Genomic DNA, 12,253 nt, shown 5'->3' with positions numbered 1-12,253 from the left:
AGTTTAAGGAAAACATTTAATTTTAATTTAACGGAGGATTTTATGGATTTTAAAAAAGAATATCAAGATAAACTGATTTCTGCTGAAAAAGCAGCTTCATTTGTTAAAAGTGGAGACACTATTGATTTTGCTTGGGCAGCTCAAACTCCAGTTGCAATAGACAAGGCACTTGCTAAACGTGCAGGAGAACTTGAAAACGTAGTTGTAATGGGCGGTGTTTTGATGGGGGTTCCCGAAATTTTTAATGCAGACCCTGAAGGAAATGCTTTTATTTGGAAAACTTGGCATGCAGGTGGAGCTGATAGAAATAGAATCAATAAAACTGATGCGGGATTTTACGCACCACTTAGATATTCAGAATTGCCAAGATGGTACAGAGAAAACATTGATTTAAATATTGCATATCTTGCAACTACACCTATGGATAAACACGGATATTTCAACTTTGGGTTAAATGCTTCTCATTTAAAAGCAGCTATTGAAGTTGCTGATTTAGTAGTTGTGGAAGTAAATGAAAATTTACCGGTAGCTTTGGGCGGAGTTGAAAATGTAGTTCATATTTCTGAAGTGGATTATATAGTAGAAGGAGAAAATCCTGATATTAAAGAACTTCCAGCTGGATCTTTCGGTGATGTAGATAAAAAAGTAGCAGAACTTATAGTTGGAGAAATGGTAGATGGAAGTTGTATACAACTTGGTATAGGTGGTATGCCTAATGCAGTAGGTTCTCTATTAGCACAAAGTGACTTAAAAGATTTAGGAGTTCATACAGAGATGTTAGTAGATGCTTTTGTAGATCTTGCAAACGCGGGTAAAATTACAGGAGCTAGAAAGAATATAGATAGATATAGACAAACTTATGCATTTGCTGCAGGTACTAAAAAGTTATATGACTTTGTAGACAATAACCCATCTTGTATGGCTTCAACAGTTGGATACACAAATGATGCGAGAGTTATAGCTCAATTGGATAACTTTGTTTCCATAAACAATGCAGTAAACGTGGATTTATTTGGACAGGTTTCTTCTGAATCATCTGGATTTAGACATATCTCAGGAGCTGGAGGACAACTTGACTTTGTGCTTGGAGCTTATTTATCCAAAGGTGGAAAGAGTTTCATCTGTCTTTCATCTAAATTCTATAACAAGAAAGAAGATAAAGAAGAATCAAGAATTGTATTGAATTTTGAGCCGGGAACAATTATAACTGCAGCAAGACCTAACACACACTATATTGTAACTGAGCACGGAATTTTTAACTGTAAGGGGAAATCAACCTGGGAAAGAGCTGAAGGAATTATCAACTTAGCTTCTCCTGAATTTAGAGAAGACTTGATAAAGCAAGCTGAAAAAGCTGGAATTTGGAGAAAATCAAATAGAAAATAAATTAAAAGTGACCATTGGTCGCTTTTAATATTTAATATTAAAAGAATATATAAGTAAAATACCCACGATATTAATATCGTGGGTATTTTCATGGAGGCGACAGCCAGATTCGAACTGGCGATAAGGGTGTTGCAGACCCGTGCCTTACCACTTGGCTATGTCGCCGAATACTTTAATAATGTTAACATAGTTTGAAATGTTTTTCAAGAAGAAAATTTCATTTTATTAATTTACTTCACTTAGAAAACACTTTATCAAAATTGATGTTGTAAAATATGAAAAAAAATTGTATAATAACGAAGTAAATGAAAATATTTTCTAAAGGCGACATACGTTTTCAATGTTCCGAATAGCTGAGGGTATGGATAGTAACTAAGTACATGATCCAAATTTGAGTTATAGACATATGTTTTTTAACTTTAGGACATTTTACCAATGGTAAAATAAAGAAATTTATTTAGGTTGAAGGAAAAGCTTTTACATATTCAAGACATCCTATGTGTTATGCGTTAGATTTGATAGGTTGTGCGGATTTGCTAAATATTAAGTAGGTAATATTTTACCACGCTATTATAAATGTATTTAATTTGATATACGGCAAAGGCTTTTCTTGAGATAAAATTAAATTAAGATTAGGAGAGAGTTATGGAAAAAAACGTAAACAGATTAAGCGATAAAGAGCTTATCTACCAGTTAGAGGGAAAACCAAGTTTAAAAGTTGCATTTCCTATTGGTTTTCAACACGTACTTGCAATGTTTGCAGGGAATTTAGCGCCAGTTTTAATATTAATAGGTGTTTTGGGATTAAATGGCACTGAACTGAGTTTGAGAATGATTCAATGTGCTATGTTTGTTTCGGGACTTACAACATTTATTCAACTTTACCCAATTAAGATAGGTAAATTTCAAATAGGGGCGGGTCTGCCTATAGTTATGGGAACATCTTTTGCATTTGTGTCTACAGCGGCTTCAATTGGAGGAGAGTATTCTAGTTTTGGACCTGAATATGCACTTTCAGTAGTATTAGGAGCTGCTTGTTTGGGAAGTATGGTAGAAGTAATAATAGGTTTATTCTATAAACAAGTAAAAGGTTTATTCCCACCTTTGGTTGTAGGTAGTGTACTTATCACAATGGGTGTAAAACTTTTAGGAGTTGGTGTAAATTATTTCGCAGGTGGAGTAGGTGCTGAAGATTTTGGATCAGCTAAAAACTTAGCTTTAGGATTTTTAGTATTTTTTGTAATCACTTTCTTACAAAGATTTGGGAAGGGAATGTGGAAAATATCTTCTATACTTGTTGGATTAATAATCGGATACATAGTAGCTGCGTTTATTGGTAAAGTTGATTTCACACCTGTAATGAATGCCAATGTAGTTGGAGCTCCACTTCCTATAATCAAACCATGGGAATTGAAATTCCCTCTAGGAGCTGTAGTAAGTTTTGCTACAATTTACATTGTTTCAGGTCTTGAAACAATAGGTAACTCAAATGGTATAACAATTGCAGGATTTAATAGAGAAGCAACAGCTGAAGAAACTTCAGGAGCTATCTTAGCGGATGCACTTGGTTCAACAGTTGCAGTTCTTTTCAATGCACTTCCTAATACAGCTTTTGGTCAAAATGCTGGTATAGTTGCTATGACTAAAGTAGTAAATAAATGGTGCGTTGCTATGGGAGCTTTTGTTCTTATGGCTTCAGCTTTCCTTCCTAAAGTAGGTATGTTATTTAACATTATGCCTAACAGTGTTTTAGGGGGAGCGGTTATAACTGTATTTTCTATGATCATGATTAATGGTATTAAGATGATTACTAAAGCTGGATTTAGCGATAGAAATATAATCGTTTTAGGAATTACATTTGGATTAGGTCTTGGACTTGGTTCTCACCCAGAAGCACTTGTAGGACTTCCTCCAATGTTCCAATTTATATTTAAAGATACTGTTGCTTGTGTTTGTATTATTTCTATTCTTGCAAACATAATATTCCCTCCAACAAAAGAGGATAAAGAAATGGCTGAACAAATGATCAAAGAAGGCGACAATTAAAAAGATTAAGTGAGCAGTGGTAAAATCCGCTGCTTATTTTTATGTCATATTTTATTTTTGAGTTTGTATTATGGATACTTACTTAGCTTAAATTGATATGTATGCTTGAAAATGCTATAATACAATGATAGGTACAATGGATCGGAGGATGTAATGAAAGAAAAATTATTAGACATAAAAGCAAGAGTCCAAAGTGAATTAAATGAAATTCAAGATTTAAAAGAATTGGACCAATTAAGAGTTAAATATCTTGGTAAAAAAGGCGAAATCACTGCAGTGATGAAAGAAATGGGTAATCTTTCTGCAGAGGAAAGACCAATTATAGGAGCACTTGCAAATGAAGTGAGAACTGAAATAGAAAGTAGCTTACAAGATAAAATTAGTACATTAAAAAATAAGGAATTATTGGAAAAATTAGAAAGTGAAAGAATAGACATAACTCTAAACAAAGAACCTCTTTTAGTGGGTCATGAGCATCCTCTTATAAAGACTATTGAAGAGCTTGAAGATTTATTTATAACTATGGGATTTATGGTTATAGATGGTCCTGAAGTAGAGTCTGTTGCAAATAACTTTGACCTTTTAAATGCTCCAATGGACCACCCTTCAAGAGATTTATCAGATACTTTTTATATCGATGATAAGACGGTTTTAAGAACTCAAACATCACCGGTTCAAATAAGAGCTATGAAAGAATATGGAGCGCCACTTAGAATGGTTTGTTCAGGAAGAGTTTTTAGGTCTGATGAAGTAGATGCTACACACTCTCCTATGTTCCACCAATTAGAAGGACTCATTATCGACGAGAAAATTTCTATGGCTAATTTATTTGAAACACTAAATATATTCGTTAAGACACTATTTGGAGACGAAATAAAGACAAGATTTAGACCACACTATTTCCCATTTACTGAACCTTCAGCCGAAGTTGATGTAACATGTACTGTGTGCGGTGGTAAAGGTTGCCCAAGTTGTCACAATACCGGTTGGTCTATGGAACTTTTAGGTTGTGGTATGGTACATCCAAATGTGCTTAGAAATTGCGGTATTGATCCTGAAAAATATTCTGGATTTGCATTTGGAATGGGAATAGACAGAATTGCAATGATAAAGTACAAGTTGAACGATATAAGATTGTTATTTGAAAATGACAATAGATTCTTGAATCAATTTTAGTGGAGGCTTTAAATGTTTTTACCGGTTAAATGGTTAAGTGATTATATAGATTTAGATTTAGATATTAAGAAAGTTGCAGACGAGTTGAGTTTAACTGGTTCTCATGTAGAATCTATAATTAATAGAGCTGGAAACTTATCAAAAGTGGTAGTTGGAAAGATTTTAAAAATTGAAAAACACCCAAACGCAGATAAACTTGTTGTTTGTCAATTAGATGTGAAAGACGAAGTCATCCAAATAGTTACAGGAGCTCAAAATGTATTTGAAGGAGCTGTGGTTCCAGTGGCTTTACCGGGGGCTAGTCTAGCGGGTGGAGTTAAAATAGAAAAAGGCGAATTGAGAGGTGTTGAGTCAAATGGTATGTTATGTTCTTTAGAAGAACTTGGATACGACCAATCTGTTATTTCAAAAGAAGCTAAAGACGGTATATATATTTTTGATGAGCAAACAGAAATAGGTATTTCAGCAATAGAAGCTTTGGGATTAGATGGAGAAATTATAGAATTTGAAATAACTCCAAATAGACCGGATTGTCTTTCTATCATAGGAATGGCAAGAGAAACTAGCGCAACTTTTGACATACCTCTTAAGCTTGAAAAACCTCAAATAAAGAATGAAGTTGAAGATATTAATGAATATTTTGACGACATAACAATTGAAACTGAAAATTGTAAGAGATTTTATGCTAAGGTTTTAAAAGATGTTGAGATAAAACCGTCTCCTCTTTGGTTACAAAATCATCTTGTAGCTGCAGGAGTTAGACCTATAAACAACATAGTTGATTTGACTAATTTTGTAATGCTTGAATACGGTCAACCTCTTCATGCTTATGATTTGGATGATTTGAAGTCTAGAAAGATAGTAGTTAGACAAGCTAAAGATGATGAAGTTTTAAAAACTTTAGATGGAGAAGATAGAACTTTAAAGTCAGAAGATATTGTAATAACTGACGGAGAAAAAGCCATAGGTCTTGCTGGAATTATGGGAGGTTTTGATTCTGAAATAAAACCTACTACTAAGAGAGTTTTACTTGAAGGGGCTAATTTTGATAAGGCTTCAATCAGAAAGACTTCAAAAAGACTTGGTTTGAGAAGTGAAGCGTCTTCAAGATTTGAAAAAGGTGTTGACATCACATCTGCTAAACTTGCAGTTCAAAGAGTTTGTGAACTTGCAGAGGAAATCAAATTTGCAGATATTATAGCAGGAGAATTTGATATATATCCTGAAAAAGTTGAAGAGAAAAAAATAAAACTTAGAACTTCAAGAGTTAATAAGCTTATAGGAATGGAGTTTACTACTGAAGAAGTTTCTAAAATTTTAAATAGACTATTTATTGAAACTGAAGTTAAAGGAGAAGAACTTACAGCTACAATTCCCACTTTTAGATTAGACCTTGAGATAGAAGAAGATTTAATTGAGGAAATAGCAAGAATATATGGTTACCACAACATAAAAGCTAAACCGCTTGAAGGTAGCCTTTCAGTTGGTGGAAGGTCTGAACTTAGAATGCTTGAGAGAAGAGTCAAAAATGTTCTCTTGTCACTTGGATTTAATGAGTTTATGACTTATTCATTTGTAAGTCCTAAAAACTTCGATAAGTTGAATTTACATGAAGAAGATGAACTTAGAAATGTTGTAAAAATAATAAATCCTCTTGGCGAAGAATACAGCATTATGAGAACTACACTTACATCGAATATGATGGAAGTTCTTTCATACAATGCACATAGAGGAAATTTAAATGTAGCAGGATTTGAATTTGGAAATACTTTTATTCCAAAAGAAGGTCAAGAATTGCCTACAGAAGTAACTAAATTGTCAATAGGTTTTTATGATTTAGGAGATTTCTATTTTTTAAAAGAAGTTATAAGAAGAGCTCTATGGCAAATTGGAATTGAAAAATTTGAATTGAATAGAGCTAAGACAGAATTTTTACATCCTGGAGTTTCTGCAGAACTTTTTGTTGAAGGTGAAAGTATAGGATTCTTTGGAGAAGTTCACCCTATAGTTCTTGAAAATTATGATCTTAAAAAGAAATGCTATGTAGCAGAACTGGATTTTTATAAACTTTTAGATTTTGCTGAAGAAAATTATTTATTTAAGGAAATTCCAAAGTATCCATCTGTAAAGAGAGACTTGGCATTTATTATGGACAATGAAGTTCCAGCTTATGAAATAGAAAAAATAGCAAGAGAAAATGGTTCTGATTTACTTGAAGGATTCAAAGTATTTGATATATATAGATCAGAAGCTTTAGGAGCTGATAAAAAATCAATTGCGTTCTCGCTTATTTTTAGGTCTTTAAAGAAGACGTTGGTAGAAACTGAAGTAAGTGAAGTTACTGATAAAATTATCAAGGTCATCGAAGATAAATTTGATGCTACTTTAAGAGCTTAAGGAGGAATATATGAGCAGTGGAAAAGTAAAAGTTCAAATAGATGATATGAACTTCTATGTGGTTGGCGGCGAAGAACAAAAGGTTAGAAAATTTGCCGATGACTTAGACAAGAGAATTAAGATGGTACAAAATTCTAATTATAGACTAAACCAAGTCCAAGCACTAATTTTAACTGCTTTAAATATTCTTGAAGAAAAGGATAGAGAAGCAGATAAAATCAATAGTATACAAGAAGGATCTATTGAAGAAAAAAATTTGAATACTTTAAATGAACTTGAAGAGTTGAAAACTAAATTAGTTTCTTTAAGTGCTGAAAATGAAAAATTAAAAGATAGATATGATAAAAAACAAAAGGATTATGATTCTTTAGTAAATGAAAATCAAAAACTTATAGAAGATGCAAAACAGTTTAATTTGAAAATTAAAGAATGTACAGATGAAGTTGAAAAAATAAAATCTGAAAAGAATTCTTTGGAAGAGCAGATATTTGAGGCTCAAAAGAGAATTATAGATTTGAATAGAGAGATTGAAAGTTTAAATGATAGATAGAGTTGAGTTATTAGCTCCGGCAGGTGGTATGGAAAGCTTAATTTCCGCAGTCAAAGCCGGGGCTGATGCCATTTATTTAGGAACTGATAAATTTAGTGCGAGAGCGAAAGCTTTTAATTTTAATAGAGTAGAAATCAAGGCTGCTGTAGAATATGCTCACTTAAGAGGCGTTAAAATCTATGTAACAGCTAATATTTTATTGCTCGACAGCGAAATAGATGAAGCATTTAAATTGGTTGAATATTTAAATGAAATTGGAGTCGATGGAATAATAGTACAAGATATGGGCTTTGGAATTACAGTTGCAAAAAGTAATTTGCCTATAGAAGTCCATGCAAGTACTCAAATGGCAATAAATAATCTTTATGGGGCTAAGACTATAGAAAATTTTGGCTTTGAAAGAGTGGTATTGGCAAGAGAAACTTGTCTTGAAGATATGAGTTTGGTTAGTAAGAATACAAACTTAGATGTCGAAGGATTTGTTCATGGGGCTTTGTGTGTATCTTTTTCTGGAGAATGTTTGATGAGTTCCATGATAGGTGGAAGGTCAGGTAATCGTGGAGATTGTGCGCAGGCCTGTAGAAAGAGTTATAAGATAATAGGCTTGGACGGAAGAGAGTTTGAAAGTAAGTACTATATTTCTCCTAAGGACCTAAATTCTCTAAATACATTGGACACGCTTGTCGAAAATGGAATTTTTTCTTTGAAAATTGAAGGAAGAATGAAAAATCCTGAATATGTATATCAAGTTGTCAGTTCGTATAGAAAGGCAATAGATAACACACTCACAAAAATTGATAAAGATAATGTTGAACAAATTTTTAGCAGAGGGTTTACTTCAGGGCTTGCATTTGGAGAATTTGGTAAAGACTTTATAACTATTGAAAAACCAAGTAACAGAGGTAGAGAGATAGGGAAAGTTTTAAATGTAGGTAGAGATTTTGCTGAAATAGAATTATTTGATTCAATTTCTTGTGGAGATGGGATTGAAATATTTGATAAAAACAAAAGTTTTGGATTTAGAGCAGAAAAAGATTATCCAAAAGGCGTTAATAGATGGAGCCTATTAAAAAATTTAAATGCTACGGCAAAAATATATAGGAATTATTCTGAGGATTTAGATAGAGCTATAAAAGAAAATTTAAACAGAGATATCAAGTACAGAGATATTTCAATAGAAGTAAAGTTTAAAATTGGTCAAAAACCTAATATCAAGTTAAGAACAGATGATTTTACAGTTGAATATGAATCTGAGTATATTGTGGAGCAAGCTCAAAAGAAAGGTGTTTCAAGAGATAAGATAGCGGAAAATATCTCTAAGCTCGGCGGAACAGTATATAATTTAATAGATTTAAATTTAGAGATGGATGAAAATATTTTTATTCCAATATCAGAAATAAATAACTTGAGAAGAGCTGCTTTAGAAATTTTAGACGAAAAATATTTACATGACAGAAATGTAGAAAAGATAAGTTATAGTTTATATAAACCTAAAAAGAAATTTGAAAAGAATTTATCTGTAGAGATTTATTCTGTAGAGGATTTAAAAAAGATAAAAGATTTTGATGGTCTTAAAGTATGTATTCCAATTGATAGATTTAATAGAGAGATTGAAGAAGTAGCCATCAAAGAAAACGTAAAATTGAGCGGAGTATTTCAAAAGTTTCAATCTACAAGGGAACTTGAAGAGTCCTTGAAAATTTTAAAGTCTACAGAAGTTTTTGGCGAAGTGTATTTAAATAATTTATCTCAAATATCTCTTTTAAAAGATTTATCTATAGATAAAGTAGCTGATATAGGGCTAAATGTATTTAACAAGGTTACGATAAGTAATTTATTAGAAATGGGTTTTACAAGAATTTGTCTTTCTCCAGAACTCAACAAGGAACAGATAAGGGGAATAGCAAAGGATTATGGAGAGTATACAGAAGTAGTCTCTCATGGGTTGTTACCAGTTATGACAATGGTTCATTGTCCTATGTCTGTTAATCTTGGATGTTCAATAGATTCTAACTGTAAGGCTTGTAAATATTCAAAAGGATTTTATTTAGAAGATGCTAGGGGAGAGAAATTTTTAGTTGAAAGAAATTCTAATATTTCCGAAATATTTAACTCTCATCCTATTATGTTGTCTGATAAAATAAAAACTTACATGGATTATGGTATAAGAAGTTTTAAATTAAACTTAAGAGAAGATATTTATAAAACTATTGAGTTATACAAAAATATTTTAAATAGAAAAGATTTTGAAGATAAGAGAGTAAAAAACAATTTGATTAATAAATACGGGAATATAACTTATGGACATTATAACAGGGGGGTTCTAAATGGATGAACCTATTTTAAAATCTTATAGAGTTTTAGAATTTGACAAAATAATAGAAAAATTAAAAGCTATGATGTCATCTGAATTAGCTGTTAAATATGCTGATGAAGTTAAAATATCCATGGATAAGATAGAAGTGATGCAAAGGCTTAAAGAAACTACAGAAGCTGTAGATTATATAATAAAAAGAGGTGAACCGCCTCTTTTTGGAATATATGAAATGTCTGGATATATGAAAAGGCTTGAGATAGGCGGATATCTTACAGCTGGACAGTTGATAAAAGTTGGAGATTTCTTAAGAGTTTCAAGATACTTAAAGACTTATCTAGCACCTGATGATTCTGATTTACAATCTGAAATATTGGTAAATTATGCTGATGGATTGATGGCTTTTAAAAAGATAGAGGATACAATTTCTGATGCGATAATATCTGAAAATGAAATTGCTGACTCAGCATCGCAAAAGTTATCTAGTATAAGAAGACAGATATCTAAGAAGAAAGACAGCATAAGAGAAAGACTTAGTTCTATGATTTCTTCTGGAAGTGAATATTTACAGGATGCAATAGTGACTATTCGTGAGGGAAGATATGTAATACCTGTTAAAAATGAGCATAAATCCAAGGTAAAGGGAATTGTTCATGATGTGAGTTCGAGTAAACAAACAGTTTATATAGAACCACTTGCAGTTGTAAATATAAACAATGAATTGAGGTCTCTTGAAGTAGAAGAACGAGAAGAAATTGAGAGAATACTACAAGAAATTTCAAGTAGAGTAGATGATGTTAGACACGAAATTTTGTTGAATCAAGATTTACTTAGAGAGATTGATTTTATATTTGCAAAAGGAAAACTATCGCTTGAGTATGATGGTAGAAAACCGATTATAAATGACAAGGGATATGTAAATTTAAAATCTGCTAGACATCCTTTATTGGATAAGAAAAAAGTAGTTCCAATAGATATTAGTTTGGGAGGAGAATTTACATCGCTAATAATAACAGGACCTAATACAGGTGGTAAGACTGTATCTATAAAGACTTTGGGACTTTTGACATTGATGGCGCAATATGGATTACATATTCCTACGATGGAAAATTCAGAAATTGCTATTTTTGACAAAGTGTTAGCTGATATTGGTGATGAGCAAAGTATCGAGCAATCTTTATCAACATTTTCATCTCATATGGTAAATATCGTAGAAATTTTAAAGGAAATAACGCCTAAGAGTTTAGTTATATTCGATGAGCTTGGAGCTGGAACAGACCCTACTGAAGGGGCTGCTTTGGCAAGGTCTATAATGGATTTTATGCTGAGAAGAAAGATAAGATGTATCTCTACAACTCACTATAATCAACTGAAGCTCTATGCTCTTTCAACTGATGGAGTGCAGAATGCTTCAATGGAGTTTAATGTGGATACACTTTCTCCAACTTACAAACTTTTGATAGGTGTTCCGGGCAAGAGTAATGCTTTTGAAATTTCGCGCAAACTTGGTTTACCGGATATAATAATCAGAGATGCTAAGAAGATGATTTCAGAGGATAATATTGAATTTGAAGAAGTCTTATCTTCTATAGAGAAGGATAGGACTAGAATCGAAGAGTACAAACAAGCTGCTGAAATCGAAAGTTTAGAATATAAAAAGAAAAATGAGAAACTAAAAAAAGAAATTGAAAAGTTAAATCAAGAGCGAGAGAAAGTTTTAGAAAAGGCTAGAGAAGAAGCTAATAGATTGGTGCTTACTACAAGAGAGAATATGGAGCTTGTAATCAATGAACTTTCTGAGTTGAGAGAACAAATGAATTCTGCTCAAGCGAGAAAACTACAAGAAGCTCAAGATTTATACAGAGAAAGTTTTAAATCTGCTCAGAAAAAGAATGAATTTGTACTTGAAAAAGCTGATGAAGTTATAGGAGAATTAAAGGTAGGAGAAACTGTAAGATCTACTTCTTTAAATTCTGAAGGAGTAGTGCTGGAGTTGCCGGATTCAAAAAATCAAGTACTACTTCAAATGGGTATGTTGAAGATGAAATTACCTCTTGATACATTAATTAGAACAAATGCTGAAAAAGAAGTTCAAAAGACAAAGACGAGAAATATAATAGATAAGAAGAGTAAATATATTAAGTCTGAAATTGATATAAGAGGTAATAACTTTGAAGATGCAAGAGTTATTGTAGATAAGTACATAGACGATGCCTATTTGTCTGGAATTAAAGAAATTAGAATAATTCACGGAAAAGGCACGGGAGTACTTAGAGAAAAAATAAGAGATTATTTAAGAAAAAACAAATACGTAAAGCACTATGAGGATGCTCCGAATAATCAGGGAGGATATGGTGCTACAGTAGTGGAATTTAAAAACTAAA

General features: G+C 32.2%; 7 protein-coding genes and 1 tRNA gene. 7 read left to right on the top strand and 1 reads right to left on the bottom strand.

Annotated features, from left to right (window positions below):
- Window positions 1-42: 42 nt before the first annotated feature.
- Window positions 43-1,386, top strand: a complete 1,344-nt coding sequence (locus tag DYE58_RS01050) for a butyryl-CoA:acetate CoA-transferase (RefSeq protein ID WP_004822990.1) — start codon at window positions 43-45, stop codon at window positions 1,384-1,386.
- 91 nt (window positions 1,387-1,477) lie between these two features.
- Here DYE58_RS01050 and DYE58_RS01045 read toward each other — a convergent pair.
- A tRNA-Cys gene (locus tag DYE58_RS01045) sits at window positions 1,478-1,551 on the bottom strand.
- Window positions 1,552-2,031: 480 nt separating this feature from the next.
- On the opposite strand from DYE58_RS01045, the gene DYE58_RS01040 reads away from it, so the two are divergent.
- From DYE58_RS01040 to DYE58_RS01015, 6 genes are all read left to right on the top strand, one after another.
- Entirely contained in the window at window positions 2,032-3,432 is a 1,401-nt protein-coding gene (locus DYE58_RS01040) for a uracil-xanthine permease family protein (RefSeq protein WP_004822988.1), read from the top strand.
- A gap of 153 nt (window positions 3,433-3,585) precedes the next feature.
- Window positions 3,586-4,608: a phenylalanine--tRNA ligase subunit alpha gene (pheS, locus tag DYE58_RS01035; RefSeq protein ID WP_004822985.1), complete on the top strand. Its 1,023-nt coding sequence runs from the start codon at window positions 3,586-3,588 to the stop codon at window positions 4,606-4,608.
- A gap of 12 nt (window positions 4,609-4,620) precedes the next feature.
- Entirely contained in the window at window positions 4,621-7,005 is a 2,385-nt protein-coding gene (pheT, locus tag DYE58_RS01030) for a phenylalanine--tRNA ligase subunit beta (protein ID WP_004822984.1), read from the top strand.
- Between the two features lie 10 nt (window positions 7,006-7,015).
- The gene (locus DYE58_RS01025) at window positions 7,016-7,555 is read left to right on the top strand and encodes a cell division protein ZapA (protein WP_004822981.1); all 540 of its coding nucleotides are present in this window, start codon (window positions 7,016-7,018) and stop codon (window positions 7,553-7,555) included.
- Complete coding sequence (locus tag DYE58_RS01020; RefSeq protein ID WP_115311927.1) at window positions 7,545-9,890, top strand: U32 family peptidase; 2,346 nt, start codon at window positions 7,545-7,547, stop codon at window positions 9,888-9,890. The genes DYE58_RS01025 and DYE58_RS01020 overlap by 11 nt, the downstream gene beginning before the upstream one ends.
- The gene (locus tag DYE58_RS01015) at window positions 9,883-12,252 is read left to right on the top strand and encodes an endonuclease MutS2 (protein WP_115311926.1); all 2,370 of its coding nucleotides are present in this window, start codon (window positions 9,883-9,885) and stop codon (window positions 12,250-12,252) included. The genes DYE58_RS01020 and DYE58_RS01015 overlap by 8 nt, the downstream gene beginning before the upstream one ends.
- Window position 12,253: the final 1 nt, after the last annotated feature.

Origin of the sequence: Peptoniphilus indolicus (genome assembly GCF_900454665.1) — a bacterium.
GTDB classification, from domain to species: Bacteria; Bacillota; Clostridia; order Tissierellales; family Peptoniphilaceae; genus Peptoniphilus; species Peptoniphilus indolicus.
The sequence above is the reverse complement of the archived record's forward strand: the minus strand, read 5'-3'. Positions and strand labels throughout refer to the sequence as shown.

What these genes read in the sequence shown, in the direction of transcription:
- DYE58_RS01025 (WP_004822981.1), top strand. Translation starts at nt 7,016, where the DNA reads ATGAGCAGTGGAAAAGTAAAAGTTCAAATAGATGATATGAACTTCTAT.
- pheT (WP_004822984.1), top strand. Translation starts at nt 4,621, where the DNA reads ATGTTTTTACCGGTTAAATGGTTAAGTGATTATATAGATTTAGATTTA.
- DYE58_RS01020 (WP_115311927.1), top strand. Translation starts at nt 7,545, where the DNA reads ATGATAGATAGAGTTGAGTTATTAGCTCCGGCAGGTGGTATGGAAAGC.
- DYE58_RS01040 (WP_004822988.1), top strand. Translation starts at nt 2,032, where the DNA reads ATGGAAAAAAACGTAAACAGATTAAGCGATAAAGAGCTTATCTACCAG.
- DYE58_RS01050 (WP_004822990.1), top strand. Translation starts at nt 43, where the DNA reads ATGGATTTTAAAAAAGAATATCAAGATAAACTGATTTCTGCTGAAAAA.
- DYE58_RS01015 (WP_115311926.1), top strand. Translation starts at nt 9,883, where the DNA reads ATGGATGAACCTATTTTAAAATCTTATAGAGTTTTAGAATTTGACAAA.
- pheS (WP_004822985.1), top strand. Translation starts at nt 3,586, where the DNA reads ATGAAAGAAAAATTATTAGACATAAAAGCAAGAGTCCAAAGTGAATTA.